13 protein-coding genes are annotated in these 13,571 nt (G+C 60.6%); 5 read left to right on the top strand and 8 right to left on the bottom strand.

All coding sequences use genetic code 11. The annotated features are described in order from the left end of the window. Window positions 1-5: 5 nt before the first annotated feature. A complete protein-coding gene (locus Q0J81_RS01175; protein ID WP_294445568.1) occupies window positions 6-2,105 on the bottom strand; it encodes an amylo-alpha-1,6-glucosidase in 2,100 nt (699 codons plus the stop codon). 78 nt (window positions 2,106-2,183) lie between these two features. Here Q0J81_RS01175 and Q0J81_RS01170 point away from each other — a divergent pair, with 78 nt between their 5' ends. Together Q0J81_RS01170 and Q0J81_RS01165 are read left to right on the top strand one after the other, a co-directional pair. Beyond that, complete coding sequence (locus tag Q0J81_RS01170) at window positions 2,184-3,362, top strand: glucokinase (RefSeq protein ID WP_366937495.1); 1,179 nt, start codon at window positions 2,184-2,186, stop codon at window positions 3,360-3,362. Window positions 3,363-3,613: 251 nt separating this feature from the next. Next, window positions 3,614-4,108, top strand: a complete 495-nt coding sequence (locus Q0J81_RS01165) for a CinA family protein (protein WP_294445567.1) — start codon at window positions 3,614-3,616, stop codon at window positions 4,106-4,108. A gap of 87 nt (window positions 4,109-4,195) precedes the next feature. Here the strand turns inward: Q0J81_RS01165 and Q0J81_RS01160 are convergent, their stop codons facing one another. The 5 genes from Q0J81_RS01160 to Q0J81_RS01140 form a co-directional block, all read right to left on the bottom strand. Further along, the gene (locus Q0J81_RS01160) at window positions 4,196-5,290 is read right to left on the bottom strand and encodes an AI-2E family transporter (protein ID WP_294445566.1); all 1,095 of its coding nucleotides are present in this window, start codon (window positions 5,288-5,290) and stop codon (window positions 4,196-4,198) included. Between the two features lie 26 nt (window positions 5,291-5,316). Continuing rightward, window positions 5,317-6,873, bottom strand: coding sequence for an NFACT RNA binding domain-containing protein (locus tag Q0J81_RS01155; RefSeq protein ID WP_294445565.1), 1,557 nt, complete (start codon window positions 6,871-6,873; stop codon window positions 5,317-5,319). A gap of 14 nt (window positions 6,874-6,887) precedes the next feature. Beyond that, window positions 6,888-7,250 carry an RNA polymerase-binding protein DksA gene (gene dksA / locus Q0J81_RS01150; RefSeq protein WP_294445564.1) on the bottom strand — a complete coding sequence of 121 codons (363 nt, stop codon included), beginning with the start codon at window positions 7,248-7,250 and terminating at the stop codon, window positions 6,888-6,890. Window positions 7,251-7,334: 84 nt separating this feature from the next. After that, the gene (locus tag Q0J81_RS01145) at window positions 7,335-8,009 is read right to left on the bottom strand and encodes an HAD-IA family hydrolase (protein WP_294445563.1); all 675 of its coding nucleotides are present in this window, start codon (window positions 8,007-8,009) and stop codon (window positions 7,335-7,337) included. Between the two features lie 5 nt (window positions 8,010-8,014). Then, window positions 8,015-8,779, bottom strand: a complete 765-nt coding sequence (locus Q0J81_RS01140; protein WP_294445562.1) for a hypothetical protein — start codon at window positions 8,777-8,779, stop codon at window positions 8,015-8,017. Window positions 8,780-8,943: 164 nt separating this feature from the next. Between Q0J81_RS01140 and Q0J81_RS01135 the strand changes: the two genes are divergently transcribed. Beyond that, window positions 8,944-9,147 carry a twin-arginine translocase TatA/TatE family subunit gene (locus Q0J81_RS01135; protein WP_294445561.1) on the top strand — a complete coding sequence of 68 codons (204 nt, stop codon included), beginning with the start codon at window positions 8,944-8,946 and terminating at the stop codon, window positions 9,145-9,147. Between the two features lie 19 nt (window positions 9,148-9,166). Further along, a complete protein-coding gene (locus tag Q0J81_RS01130; protein ID WP_294445560.1) occupies window positions 9,167-9,601 on the top strand; it encodes an ACT domain-containing protein in 435 nt (144 codons plus the stop codon). Between the two features lie 89 nt (window positions 9,602-9,690). On the opposite strand, the gene Q0J81_RS01125 is transcribed toward Q0J81_RS01130, so the two are convergent. Together Q0J81_RS01125 and Q0J81_RS01120 are read right to left on the bottom strand one after the other, a co-directional pair. Further along, window positions 9,691-10,413 (bottom strand): epoxyqueuosine reductase QueH, encoded by a 723-nt coding sequence (locus Q0J81_RS01125; protein WP_294445559.1) that lies wholly within the window; start codon window positions 10,411-10,413, stop codon window positions 9,691-9,693. Between the two features lie 229 nt (window positions 10,414-10,642). Continuing rightward, complete coding sequence (locus Q0J81_RS01120; RefSeq protein WP_294445558.1) at window positions 10,643-11,986, bottom strand: sodium:alanine symporter family protein; 1,344 nt, start codon at window positions 11,984-11,986, stop codon at window positions 10,643-10,645. A gap of 472 nt (window positions 11,987-12,458) precedes the next feature. On the opposite strand from Q0J81_RS01120, the gene Q0J81_RS01115 reads away from it, so the two are divergent. Next, window positions 12,459-13,193, top strand: a complete 735-nt coding sequence (locus Q0J81_RS01115) for a sulfite exporter TauE/SafE family protein (protein ID WP_294445557.1) — start codon at window positions 12,459-12,461, stop codon at window positions 13,191-13,193. Window positions 13,194-13,571: the final 378 nt, after the last annotated feature.

The raw sequence follows: 13,571 nt of genomic DNA, 5'->3' as shown, positions 1-13,571 counted from the left end.
CTGAATTACCGGAGCTCAGAGCCGTTTTTCTGGAAGGCATCCAGCCAGCGTTTCCATTCTCCCGGGTTGGATTGTCTGACGAGCAGCAGCAGACGGAGTGCCTCGGCCGAACTCCATGCCTGTGCTATGCAGCCCCCCGGCGCGTGGGGCTGCTGCCCGTCGAAAATTTCGGAAATGCTTCCCAGTCCCGCTTCGCAAAGATGCTGCGAGAACAGCGGCGTGACGGCGGAAAGGGCCTCGAATACGGCTTTGCCGGAGCGGGCCGTCTTTACCACGGCGTCCATGTACGCCCCGAGAAGCCAGGGCCAGACCGTGCCCTGATGATAGGCTTTGTCGCGTACGTTCTGAGGCCCGCGGCAGACGGGGCGATACCCGTCGTCGGAAGGGGCGAGGGTGCGCAGACCGAAGGCGGTGAGCAGGTTGTCGCGCACGCACTTCACCACGCAGGCCTGTACCTTCTGGGCAAGGGGCGAGCAGGGCACGGCCACGGCGAATATCTGATTCGGCCGGATGTGCCGGCCCGGTCCCTTTTCGGGATGCCAGGTGTCGTAGAGCCCTCCGCCCATGAGTGCGGCGTCTTCGTCGGACGGACGAAAGACGCGGTTGAAGGCTTTTTTGAGGCGCGGCAGCAGCGCCGTTTCCGCTGGCGGAGTTTCTCCGAATTCCGCCGCGAGCTCGGCGGCGAAGGACAGGGCATCGAACCACAGGGCGTTGAGCTCCACGGCGCAGCCGTCGCGCGGGGTGACGGGCACGCCTTCTATTGAGGCGTCCATCCATGTGAGCTGCGTCTTTTCGCTGCCGGTATGCAGCAGGCCGTCCTTGTCGGCGTACACCAGCGGAGAGCCGTCTTCATCGGGCATGGTGCCTGCGGCAAAATGATGGATGATGTCCTTTATCACAGGCCAGCAGGTACGCTTTATGAAGGGCTTTTCCTTCGGACATGCCAGGGCGAAGCGATGCACGGCCAGAATGTACCACAGCGAGGCGTCGGCGGAATTGAAGGCTGCCTCCCCGTTTCCGGCGCCGATGAGGTTGGGCACAAGTCCGTTTTTCACCGTGCCCTTTATCTGACGCAGCACGGCCTTGCCTTCCTTCACGCGGCCGGACAGGAACGTGAGCCCGGGAAGGGCGATGAAGGTGTCGCGTCCCCAGGGGCCGAACCAGTGATAGCCTGCGGGAACTACGGCTTCGCCGCCGGCGGTGATGAGGAAGCGGTCGTTTTCCCGGCGCAGGTGTTCAAGAAGAGCCTCTTTGAACACGGGCTTCGGCGTGGTGGCGGCATGGCGTTCCCACAGGGTTTCCGGGGCTTCGTGCAGGGGCTCGGTTCCCGCACTTACCCATATGGGGCAGTCCACGGCAAGGCTTGTGACGAAGGCACCCGGCATGAGCAGGTCTTCCTCGAAGTCATAGCCTCTTTCTTTTTCCACGGGGTAGAGCACCTTGTAGTACCAGTCGGGAGCCACGGTGAAGGATGTGTGCTGAAGCGTAGGATGGGAAACCTGCATGACAAGGGCGGGCATGGCGTCGTCTGGCTGGAAGGAGAATCCCGGATAGCTTCCGTTTTCTATGCCGAGGGCGCGCACGAAGGCTGCGCGCGAGGGATCGGCAAAATGCAGGTGATTGACGTTGCGGCCGCTTATGAGGGGGCGCAGCGTGAGACGCAGCGCTCCGAGTTCGCGGGCTGCGGGCGTGTCGCGGAGCGCGTAGCGGATGAGAATTCTGTCGGAAGCGCGGTCGAGCATGAGCGAGCGCAGAAGCACAACGCTGTCGTCGCCGTCGCCGCAGAGATGGAACGCGAACGTGACGCCGTCGTGATCGCAGGAGACTTCCTGCAGGGCTCGCCAGCCTTCCGGATAAGCGACGCCGGGATGCAGCCGGGTGGAAAGAGGAACGTCGCGGCCCTGCACGCTGACGGAATCTTCAATCGCGGACAGAAGCATGCGTTTTTCCGACGGGGTCTGAACGGCCAGAAGGCCGTGATAGCGTCTAGTGTTGCAGCCGGCCGCCGTTCCGGAGGCGTAGTCCCCCAGGCTGTTGGTGAGAAGCCATTCCCTGTTCATGCCGCCGTTGGGATAAGATGCGTCTGGACGAATGCGATATTCCATGGAAAGTTCTGAAACTCCTGATTTCTGCCATATGAAAGGAACGTCGTCGTGTTCTTGCGTTCGACGAGCAATGTCTCCATGGCAAAATTTTCATGTAAACTGGTGAAGAAAAGAGCTTACTCCTGTTTTGCCCCCGGGAAAAGCCCTTTTGTCGTGAGAATGATATCCCGTTTATGCAAGCATGGCAATGTTGCCTTCTCTATGTTATCCGCATGTCATGCAGGGAGGCGGAATATGGATATGCTTGTGGCCGATCTGGGGGGAACTCAGAGTCGATTTTTCAGGTTTTCTTGTGAAGACGGAGAGATATCTGTAAAAGAAGGGGTAATTCTCTCTTCCCGTCAGACGTCTTTCAAGGCGTTGCTTGAGGAAGTTTTCGCAAAGTGGACGGGGCATGGAAAATTTTTGCAGGACGTTTCCGTGCTGGTTTTTGCTGCCGCCGGACCGGTACGGGACGGGCGCGTCGTCATGACAAACGCGGGCTTTACGGTGGAAAAAGGACCGGCAGAGACGCTTTTTCCCCATGCCCGCTGTCTGATCATGAATGATTTTGAGGCGCAGGCCTGGGCCTGTCTTTCGCCGGTCATGCGGCAGGCGGAACTTGTCGTGCCCGGGCGTCTTTCTCCGGGGAGCACGGCAGGGGAGAACGTTGCGGCGTTTTCCGGGCTTTCCGGGAGCGCGTCGCCCGTGGTCGTGACGGGCGCGGGAACGGGGCTCGGAGCCGCGTGGCTGCTGCCCGGGCGTGATGCGCCCTTCGTGCTGCCCTCGGAGGCCGGGCATCAGGCTTTTCCCTTTGAGGGACGGGAGGAGCTCGCGTTTTCGGAGTTTCTGTCCGCGAGGCATGACGGAGGGGAGGTGACGGCGGAATTCGTGCTTTCCGGATCCGGACTTGCGTTGCTTTACGAGCATCTTTGCGGACGCTCCGGCGATCCTGCCGTGTTTACGCGGGAGAAGGGCTTTGCCGATTCCCTCTGCTGCGGGCTCTTTGCGCGTTTTTACGGCCGGTTCTGCCGCATGGCCGCGCTTGCTCTTCTTCCTCAGGCCGTGGTGCTGACCGGCGGCGTGGCGGGAAGAACGCCGTCGCTTGTGCGTCATCCCGAATTTTTCCGCGAGTTTCTCCGGTCGAGGGGAAGTCAGAAGACGTTTCTGGAGGGCGTGCCGGTATGGCTCAACGCGCATCCTCAGGCAGGGCTCTGGGGCGCGGCACGAGCCGGGGCGGCGCTTATGCAGTCGTGCCTGACCGGGCGCTCGTGCTGAGGGAAACCGGGGGATTTCCTGATCGTGCAGCCTTTTTCCGGCTTGCGGAGAATGATTTTTTGCAGGGGCAAAGAGCCGCTTGTTCAAGGGAAACGGCTGCCGCATGCTGCGGACAACCGGTTGAAAGCATAAGGCTTTCATCGTACCTTTTTCGGTATAGGAGACTTCGGCGTGAGAGTGTTGAGCATGCGCCGACATTTTCAGACCTTGTTTCGACCCTGTCTCTGCCGGAACAACAGGGGGAATGTGTCATGTTGGATGAAAACGACGCTTTAGTGGAAGAGCTTGCCGGACTTCTTCTTGCAAGGGGCATGCGATGCGCCACGGCGGAATCCTGCACGGGCGGACTGGTGGGAGCCATGCTCACGGCAAGGCCCGGTTCATCGGACTGGTATCTCGGAGGCGTAATTTCCTACGCCAATGAGGTGAAGAAGGGGCTTCTCGGCGTGCGCGGGGAGGATCTTGCAGCGGTGGGCGCGGTAAGCGAGCCTGTGGTGCGTTCCATGGCTCTGGGAGCCTGCCTGACCACAGGGGCGGAGGCTGCCATGTCCACGAGCGGTGTGGCCGGTCCGGGAGGCGGCACAAAGGAAAAGCCCGTGGGTACGGTGTGGATAGGCTGGGCGCTGAACGGCAGAACGCGGGCGAAGGTGTTTCATTTTGCGGGCAGCCGCGACGAGGTGCGCGTGCAGGCGGCAAGACAGGCCGTGGCAGGACTGACTGCCTGGCTGAGGGAAGGAACGGATTGAAGGCCCGAGATGACGGCGCGGGTATTTTTTCTGCTGCGCAGGGGGAAGGGAAAAGCGCGGCCTCATGACGAAACCGCGCGTCGTTCGTCAGTCTTCGGCGGTGTCTGCCGCTGATTTTTCCGTCGGGCAGATTCCTTCTTCGCATTCTTCCATGAATATCTGCCACACGGTGACGAAGAATACGGCCAGCATGGGCCCGGAAACGAAGCCGTCCATGCCGAACATGATGAAGCCGCCGAGCGTGGAAAGCAGCACGAGAAAGTCGGGCAGCTTGGTGTCTCTTCCCACGAGCAGGGGGCGCAGGAGGTTGTCGGCAAGGCCGATGACGCACGCGCCGTAGGCCATGAGCAGCGCGCCTTGCCAGTACTGACCGGTGGCGACAAGGTACAGCGCCGTGGGCAGCCAGATGAGGGCCGATCCCACTACGGGAATGAGGGAGAGCACGGTCATGACTACGCCCCAGAACACGGCGGCGCGGATGTCGAGAATCCAGAATATGAGACCGCCCAGCGCGCCCTGAGCCATGGCCACGAGAAGGCTTCCCTTCACTGTGGCGCGCATGACGCCCGCGAATTTGCGGAACAGCCGTTCTTCTCTGTGATCGCCGAAGGGCAGGGCTCGTATCATCATGTCCCGTATGCGGCCGCCGTCCCGTACGAGAAAGAAGGAAATGTAGAGTACCAGGGCAAGATTGGTGACGAGGTGCGCCGCGCCGCCGCCTATGGCCACGGTATTCTTTGCCACAAGGCTGCCCAGGGAAAGCGCCGTTTTGCTGAGCGCGGCCTTTATCTGCTCAGGCGTGTAGCCGTAGCTTGCCAGCCAGTTCTGCGCTTCGGGAAAATGCTCTCGCAGTCTGTCCACGGCCTCGATGAGCGACGTGCTTCCGGCGATTATTCTGTCGTACAGAGCCATGCCTTCAGCCACGCAGGAGTAGAGCAGCCACGAGAGCGGCAGAATGATGATGACAAGGCAGAAAAGCACGGTGAGAAGCGCGGAGAGATTGGGGGAGAGTCCCCGGCCGTCGCGCAGCCGGACGTTGACGGGTGCGAACAGCACGGCGATGACCACCGACCAGAACAGCACGTCGAAGAAGGGCAGCAGCAGCCAGCCGAACAGCACGGAAGAGGCCGCGAGAAGAAGGAGAAATGCCCGCGCCTCGAAGCGCTGTCTGTTGTCGTACATGAAGGTCTCCTTCGCCCTGCGGGCCGTCAGTTCTTCTCCAGCCGCTCTTCAAGGTCGCGTTCGAGCTTCACGCGGAAGGAGCCTTCGCTTCTGTCGATGCGTACCATGCCGGGAGCGGCGTTTTTCATGGGATGGATGTATTTTGCCAGAGAATACTGGATGGAGGCGCTTTCCGCGTCCTTCTGCCAGCTTTTCAGCGCGGCGAGCATGCCTGCTTCGTGCAGCGTGCGTTCCGGCACGTTCTGCCCGGCGTGATCGCGCCGTATGATGACGTGCGCACTCGGGCCGTCGGCGGTGTGCAGCCAGTAATCATGAGGGGCGGCCAGCTTGAGCGCCAGGGCGTTGCCGCGCGTATCGCGTCCGCGCAACATGAGAAAGCCGTCGCTGCTGCGGAAGGCCTGCACCTGCTTCGGCAGCGTTGCAGGCAGGGAGGCCGCCTTTGTCTCGCGTTTCTTTTCCCGTGCAGCGGGGACGGCGCCTGCGCCGTTGACGGCGGCGAGCATGCGGAGCATGGAGGCTTCGGCAGCTTCCTTTTGCGCGCGCACTTCGGCACGTCGTCTTTCAAGATGTTCAAGACCGCGCTTTCCGCGTCCGGCCTGATGGAAAAGCGCGGCCATGTTTTCGCGAACGGTGAGCTTCTTGTCGAGCTTCAGCGTCACGGGGCCTTCCGCGCCTTCCAGCGTCACGGCGTCGAGCTTGTCATTCTGACTGAAAAGATAGAGCTGACTTTGCAGAAGAAGGGCGTCCTTCTGTCTGTCGCGCATGGCGGCAAGGCGTTTTTCCTCGCCGTCGAGCTTGGCAAGAAGCTTGCCGAGTCTGCTCGCTTCGGCGGAAAAGGGCTTTGCCGCCGCCTGTCTCGCGTGCTCGGCCATTTCGCCGTATACGAGCGTTTCTCCGGCCTTCGCAAGCGCGGCCACGGGATCCTCGAACACGGTTTCCTTCCACGTGCCGCCCATGGAGGCTAGCTGCTCTCCGGGAAGCGGCCATGCGGAGACTTCGCAGCGGCCTTGGTCGCTCTCGTAGAGGAACACGTCGCCGCCTCCGGCTTCGAGATCCATGAGCAGGGCGTCCGCATCCAGCGGATCGAGAAAGACAAGCGTGCGGCGCAGCGCCGGCGTGAGCACCTGCCACGTTTTCCATCTGTCCGGAGAAAGAGCGGAAAGTCCGCCTTCCGGCCAGAGCGGCTCGTTTTCCGGCGCGGGGGCGTCAAAGGAGAGGGACGGGCCTTCGCGAAGGTCGAGGCAGAGCCATTCGGACACGTCGCCGGACAGTCCGAGAAAGAGACGGCGTTCCGTCCATTCACAGACGGCGCGGACGATGCGGCGACCGGATACGTGCTTTCGCAGGCGCATGACGAAGGCCGGCGGCTGCGCGTTGACCGGAATGCGGTGGTCGGCGGAAAAAAGCAGCGGAGACCTGCGGTCGGCCTTCAGCGCGAGATAGCGCTTTTTTTCGCGTCCGTCGCCGCCGTACATGGCAAAGACCGTGACGCCGGGACCGGGCGCATGAATTTTTTCCATGCGGGCCCCCATGATGCGGGGAACGAGAGCGTCGCAGAAACGGCGGAAAAGATGGGCGTCCATGGTACGGACCCGGATCAGCTGCCCTGAATCTTTTCGCCTTCTTCCTGACGGGCTTTGCAGGAAACGCAGAGCGTGGTCACGGGACGCGCCTTGAGTCGGGCAAGGCTTATGTCTTCACCGCATTCTTCACAGATGCCGTATTCTCCGTCATCCATGCGCTTGAGCGCGTCCTGAATCTTGGTGATGAGCTTGCGCTCACGGTCGCGTATGCGCAGGGTGAAGGAGCGATCCGACTCGGCGGTGGCGCGGTCGGAAGGATCGGCGTAGGATGAATGGTTGTCCGTCATTTCTTCCAGAGTGGAATCGCCGTTGCGCTGAGCCTCGACGAGCATCTGGTTGAGAAGATTGCGGAAGTATTCCAGATCTTCAGGGGTCAAGGTTCCTCCTGGCAGGCTGTGCCGTGCCGATTGAATTTCCGTTGTGTAAACTATAAATTTTCCGTTGTAAAGCGGGGAGCGTTATCATTTGCACATGGTCATGGCACGCAGCAATGTACTGAAATCAGCCACACTTTGAGGCGCCAGGCCGTCTGTCTGGAAGCTGAGGAAGGGAATGGAGGCTCCCTGTGCCGCGCCCTTGTCGGAAGAGCTGTCACCGATGAAAAGAACTTTTTCGGGCGAGGTTTTCCACTGTTCAAGAATGAAAAGCGCGCCGTCGGGGGCGGGTTTGGGGTGGGGAACATGGCTTGCCAGCACGATGGGGTCGAAATAGCCGTGCAGACGGCAGTTGTCGAGCAGCATGTCCAGAGCGTCGGTGCGGTTGGTGTTCATGGCAAGGCGCAGGCCCGACGCTCTGCAGAAGTCGAGCACGTCGTGCAGGCCGGGATAGCAGCCTATGTGCGGCATGATGTCGCGCACATATGATATTTTTTTTGCCGCATCGCGCAAAAGCGGCTGAAGGGGTCTTGGGAAAATGGCGTCCATGGCCTGATGCACGGTGGCCGCCTGCACGAAGTCTTCCTGTTCCTTGGTGAGCTTCGGCAGTCCCAGGTACTCACGCAGGTAGTTGTAATATTCTATGTTGGCCGCGCGCGAGTCGATGATCACGCCGTCGCAGTCGAAGATGATGCCGGCGGGAAGGCCGCGGAAGGTGTCGGAAAGCCAGGCGGCAAGAGCGGAAGCGGAAAGGTGTGACATGGTAATCAGCAGAGATTGTCGGGCAGGCAGATGGTGAGAGTTCGTTGCCACTGGTCGGCGGGAAGGCCCCGTTTCAGTCTGTCCTCGGATGCGCGGCCGCACAGCGCGGCAAGAGCCGACGCCCTGACGGTCACGGCATGGCAGCCGGCGGGGGCGCCTTCGGTCTTCGGGGCATCGAGTTCCGAAACGGCGGCAGCCATGGCCCGGCTCGTCACCATGACGGCCGTGCCTTCCGGAAGGTCGGGCAGAAAGGCCAGAGCCGCGGCAAGGGTTTTCTTCCAGTCGGGCAGATCGTTTTCCTCCGGCATGCGGGGAGATGCTGCGGCGCGGGTCACGCCGGAAATGAGCCCTGAGAGGGCGCGGCGCGAATCGCCGATCTTCTGTTCGAGCGCGGCCATTTCAAGCGCCTGCTTTTCCTGAAGCCATGTCAGAAGAAGCACCTGCTGGGCGTTCTGGCGCAGCGGCTGCTGCGGCTCCTCGGCAGGAAGGCCCGCCATTTCGCGAAGCGCCCGCCTTTCGGCCTCGGAAAGGTCGGCAGGCGCGGTTTCTGCGCCCAGCGTAAGCACGGGGGCGCCGCTTGCGCCGTCGCGGCAGGCGCGTTCATAGTCGGCCAGACAGGCGGCGGCCATGGCCGGAGACCACGGCATGGACGGGGCCCAGGCTGAGTCCGGCTGTCCGGGCAGGCCGGGCCACAGCGTGAGGCAGCCTTCGATGTGCGGGAAAAGTTCCGCGTGAAGTCGCGGGAGGGCAAGATACGAGGGGGTGTTCATGATGTTCGCTCCTTTGCGGACTATACGGCGAGACGCCCGTTCAGGCAATCAGGAAAAGCGGGGAGACGGTCCTGCCGGAAACCGCGCACGGCGCTTGACCTTTGCCCTGTCCCTCCCGTATAGGATATGGACGAACTTGGAGAGAAAGACCCCGGAGGTTTGCCATGTTTGGTATAGGAATGCAGGAACTTCTCGTCATCCTTGTGCTCGTGCTGGTCATATTCGGCGCGAAGCGTCTGCCGGAAATCGGCGGCGGCCTCGGTCGCGCCATCCGCAATTTCCGTCAGGCCGCCTCGGAGCCCGATGAAATCGACATCACGCCCAAGAAGGATCAGCCCAAGACCGACGACGAAGACAAAAAGGCGTAAGCTCCTGCCGGGAATGCTCATGACGGTCGAACAGATTTCCGTTTTTGTGGAAAACAGGTCGGGTCAGCTCGGCGACGTGACCCGTGTGCTGGAAGATGCCGGCATCAACATCCGTGCGCTGTCTCTTTCGGATACGACGGATTTCGGCGTGCTGCGTCTTATGGCCGACGATACGCAGAAGGCGAAGGGAGCGCTTGCCGCAGCGGGCTTCACCGTGGGCAGCACGCCCGTGGTGGCCGTGGACGTGGAAGACACGCCGGGCGGTCTCGGCAGAGTGCTGCTCGTGCTTTCCGAGTACGGCATCAACGTGGAATATCTTTATGCCTACACGCAGCGTGAATCCACGCGTGCTACGATCATTTTCCGCTTCGATCGAACGGAAGAGGCCGTGAACGTGCTGCAGCAGCGAGGCATTCGCGTGCTCGGACCGGATGAAATCGCCGACAGACGCTGACGCGCTCCGTCAGTGTCGGACATGATCATGAAGCCCCGGCTGGCCGGGGCTTTTTGGTGTCTGCGCGACACCCTTTCCGTCGTTTTTCGTCAGGGAAGCGGCGCTTTGTTTGTTGCGGCGTTCTGCATGGCCTGTCTTGCCAGCGCCTTTCTTGCCCGTTTGTTCGGATGCGCGGCCGCCTCTTCCTTCCTGCGACGGCGTTCTTCCGCCTCTTTGGCCAGCCTTTCCGCCCTTTCCGCCTTTTGGGCGGCCTTTTTTTCCTCCGCCTCCTTCTGCTGCGCGAGTGCTTCCTTCATGCTCAGAATGCATCCGCACCATTTCTGGCGGTAGAGGCCGAGCTTTTTCGACATGGCGATGCCGTCCCACCACCACGTCCGGAAATCCCGGTAGAGAAAGGATGCGCCTGTTTTGACGGACGCGCGCGTCGCTTCTTCCACGATGGCTTCATGATGCTGATAGCGGGAGTAGAGCAGGCTCGTGGTGAAGGCGTCGAAGTGATGCTCGCCTGCAAGGGCAGCCGTGCGTTCCATGCGCGGACGGTAGCAGAGGCGACAGCGTTCCCCCGGTCGGAGAATGCCGTTCAGTTCCCGTGACCAGCGGCCCGGATTGACGGGAGCGCCCTCCTCCAGAAGAGGCACGTTCAGACGCACGGCCGCTTCACGCATGGCGTCGCGTCTTTTTTGCCATTCGTCCGCAGGGTGGATGTTGGGATTGAAGAAGAAGGCCGTGGGTTCCCAGCCTTCGTCGCGAAGATGCACGATGGGCATGAGGGAACAGGGGCCGCAGCACACGTGAAGAAGAATGCGGGGCATGAACCTTGTCCTGATGTTTGCATTGCCGTGGGAAATCATCTGCGGTGCTGTTGTAGCGCGAACAGACGCATGGGGCCAGCGTTTTTCAACGGGCGGAGAATGTCGGAGACGCACGGGGCGGAGCTGAGAAGAGTGTTTTGCCTCAAAATGCAGCCGGGCTGTGTGATTGCCGCGTGCAGGAACAAAAAAGGCGGCCGGAGCCGCCTTTTTTCATGACTGCTGAGGGAAATCAGCGGTTGTATTCGCGGGAAATCTTGAAGAGCACGGGGCTGAGCAGCAGCAGGCCGATGAGGTTGGGCACGGCCATGAGAGCGTTGAGCACGTCGGCGATGTCCCACACGAGGTCGAGCGTCATGAGCGCGCCCACGGGGACCACGCACACAAAGATGATGCGGAAGGGCTTGAGCGCCCTGTCGCCGAGAAGATAGATCCAGCAGCGCTCGGAATACACGCACCAGCCGAGGATGGTGGAGAAGGCGAACATGGCGAGGCACAGGGACACCATGACGGAGCCTATGCCGGGCAGGGCGGACTCAAAGGCCGCAGCCGTGAGGGGAGCGCCGGAAAGTGCGCCTTCCACGTTCCAGAGGCCGGAGCAGAGAATGGTCAGGCCCGTCATGGTGCAGACGATGATGGTGTCGATGAACGGGCCGAGCATGCCTACGTAGCCCATGGCCACGTGGTCGTCGGTGGTGGCCGTGGCGTGAGCCATGGCCGCGGAGCCGAGGCCCGCTTCGTTGGAGAATATGCCGCGCGCCACGCCCATCTGCAGAGCCAGCATGACGGTGGAGCCGGCAAAGCCGCCGGCAGCCGCAGTGCCGGTGAAGGCGTCGCGGAAGATCATGGCGAACACGCCGGGCACCTTGTCGATGTTGGTGGCGATGACGATGAGGGAACAGATGATGTAGACGATGGACATGAACGGCACGAGCTTGCTCGACACCGAACCTATGCGGGACACGCCGCCGATGATGACGATGGCGATGAGCACGAACATGACCACGGCGGACACGACCGGAGGAACGCCGAAGGAGGCGTGCAGGGCGTCGGCTATGGAATGGGACTGCGTCATGTTGCCTATGCCGAATCCGCAGATGCCGCCGAACAGCGCAAACAGCGTACCGAGCCAGGCCCATTTTTTGCCGAGGCCGTTCTTGATGTAGTACATGGGACCGCCCACGACATGGCCGGCGGGAGTGACTTCACGGTATTTCTGGGCAAGCACGGTTTCCGCATACTTGGTGGCCATGCCGACCATGGCGGTGCACCACATCCAGAAAAGGGCTCCGGGACCGCCCGTGAAGATGGCGGTGGCCACGCCTGCGATGTTGCCGACGCCCACGGTGGCGGCAAGAGCCGTCATGAGCGCCTGAAAGGGGGAAAGTTCTCCATGCACGTTCGCGTTCTTGGCACGCCCTCTCCAGGTGAGGCGAAAGCCTTCGCCCAGACGCGTCCAGGGCAGAAATCTCAGCCCGCAGGTGAGATAAAGGCCCGTTCCAAGAATCAGAGCCATCATGACCGGGCCCCAGACGTAGCCGTCCAGCACCTTGATGAATTGGGAGAACTCTTCCATAACGTCAACTCCTCGCCCCAGTTCGGTTGGTTAGAGCATGTTCAGCCGATCCCTCCCGGGTGCCTGCCCCGCGTATCGGCCGCCCGGAACTGGACCGGCGATCCGACAAATATATGAAAACGGAGTATGCTCGTATTTACATTTATGTTGATATCATCGGAAAATCAAATATGGCAAGAAAAAATATGAAGGGGTGTTTATCTGTGAAAATTAGCTCAATTTATTGATCGCAACGGATTTTAAAGAAGACAATTCATCGGTGAGCAGGATGGCATGAAAAATACAAAAATGTGAAAAATATGAAAATGTGGCGACATATTCCGGCAAGAGGTATGTTCGTTTCCATGAGCCATGGGCGGAAAAAGGAACCGTTGCCGGTCCGCAAGGGGCCGATGCCGAGGCTTTACAGGAAAGACGGTGTACCCTAATACCGGAAAACATATCATCTGTTACGCAAGAGAGGCTTTTTCATATGTTTGACGTTATCTATGTCAATCTGGTCTGGTTTCTGGCCGGATTCGTCAACGGCGTGACGTCCTTCGGCGGCAATCTGTTTGCCGTGCCGCTTCTTACCCTGGTGGTGGATGCCAAGACGGCCATCATTCTCGGCTGTTTCGTGGGAACGGCCATTACGGTGACCATTGCCCTGTTCTATCATCGAGAGCTTCCGAAGCTGGAATTTCTTCTGGCGTGTCTCGGCAGCGTGGCGGGAATTCCTCTCGGCATGTTCATTCTGAAAGTGGCGCCTTCGAAGATAGTACTGCTCGTGTGCGCAGGCATTCTGCTTCTGTTCCTTCTCTGGCAGGCCGTGGCCGGGCGCATGCACGGAGTCTTCCGCATTCCTTTGTGGTGCATCGTTCCCATGAGCGTGGTGTCCGGTATTCTGCTCGGCGCCACCAGCATGGGAGGTCCCATTCTTGCCATGTACGCAGTCATGCGGGGATGGAGCAAGGAGGTCACGCTTTCCGTGCTGAACAGCATGGCGGCGCTGGTCATGATCTGCCTGATGGTCTTTCAATGGAAAAGCGGCCTGTATACGCCCGAGATTCTTCACACGGCCCTGTGGGCAGTCCCGTGCACGATAGCGGGCGTGCTTGTGAGCATACCCGTCATACGCCGTCTCGATACGCGTATTTTCCGCATGCTTGTGCTCGGTATGCTTGTGTTTTCCACGATCGTGCTGTTCGTGAAGGGCCTGACGGCCTGACGATCGCTGTTATCCGAGGCGCTTCTGCACTCATCGAGCCTTCTTCGCGAGAGGGCCGTTTTCGTCGTGCTCTCGGAATAAGCGGGAAGTGCGTTCGACGAAAAGCGTGTGATCTCGTGTTGTTTCCGCTGTCGTCCTTCCGGGAAAATGCGCCTGCCGTTTCGCCTTCTTCCCCGACTGGGTCCGGGGAGCCTTTGCGCTCAGGAAAAAGAAACCCCCTGCCGTCCTAAAGGGGAAGGCAGGGGGCAGGCGGCAATGACGCGCCTTTCTCCCGGGGATGGGGAGAAAGGCGCGATGTGTCTTTAGGTTCAGGACTCATTAAATATAAAAGATGACAATGGCAGCGAGACAAATGGCCGAAAAGAACGTGTGTGCACA

It is taken from the genome of uncultured Mailhella sp. (assembly GCF_944324575.1).
Classification (GTDB): Bacteria; Desulfobacterota; Desulfovibrionia; order Desulfovibrionales; family Desulfovibrionaceae; genus Mailhella.
The sequence above is the reverse complement of the archived record's forward strand: the minus strand, read 5'-3'. Positions and strand labels throughout refer to the sequence as shown.

Bases quoted from the DNA above. Each gene is read 5' to 3' on its own strand.
- Q0J81_RS01175 (WP_294445568.1), bottom strand. From the start codon at position 2,105: ATGGAATATCGCATTCGTCCAGACGCATCTTATCCCAACGGCGGCATG.
- Q0J81_RS01170 (WP_366937495.1), top strand. From the start codon at position 2,184: ATGGCAAAATTTTCATGTAAACTGGTGAAGAAAAGAGCTTACTCCTGT.
- Q0J81_RS01165 (WP_294445567.1), top strand. From the start codon at position 3,614: ATGTTGGATGAAAACGACGCTTTAGTGGAAGAGCTTGCCGGACTTCTT.
- Q0J81_RS01160 (WP_294445566.1), bottom strand. From the start codon at position 5,290: ATGTACGACAACAGACAGCGCTTCGAGGCGCGGGCATTTCTCCTTCTT.
- Q0J81_RS01155 (WP_294445565.1), bottom strand. From the start codon at position 6,873: ATGGACGCCCATCTTTTCCGCCGTTTCTGCGACGCTCTCGTTCCCCGC.
- Q0J81_RS01145 (WP_294445563.1), bottom strand. From the start codon at position 8,009: ATGTCACACCTTTCCGCTTCCGCTCTTGCCGCCTGGCTTTCCGACACC.
- Q0J81_RS01140 (WP_294445562.1), bottom strand. From the start codon at position 8,779: ATGAACACCCCCTCGTATCTTGCCCTCCCGCGACTTCACGCGGAACTT.
- Q0J81_RS01135 (WP_294445561.1), top strand. From the start codon at position 8,944: ATGTTTGGTATAGGAATGCAGGAACTTCTCGTCATCCTTGTGCTCGTG.
- Q0J81_RS01130 (WP_294445560.1), top strand. From the start codon at position 9,167: ATGACGGTCGAACAGATTTCCGTTTTTGTGGAAAACAGGTCGGGTCAG.
- Q0J81_RS01125 (WP_294445559.1), bottom strand. From the start codon at position 10,413: ATGCCCCGCATTCTTCTTCACGTGTGCTGCGGCCCCTGTTCCCTCATG.
- Q0J81_RS01120 (WP_294445558.1), bottom strand. From the start codon at position 11,986: ATGGAAGAGTTCTCCCAATTCATCAAGGTGCTGGACGGCTACGTCTGG.
- Q0J81_RS01115 (WP_294445557.1), top strand. From the start codon at position 12,459: ATGTTTGACGTTATCTATGTCAATCTGGTCTGGTTTCTGGCCGGATTC.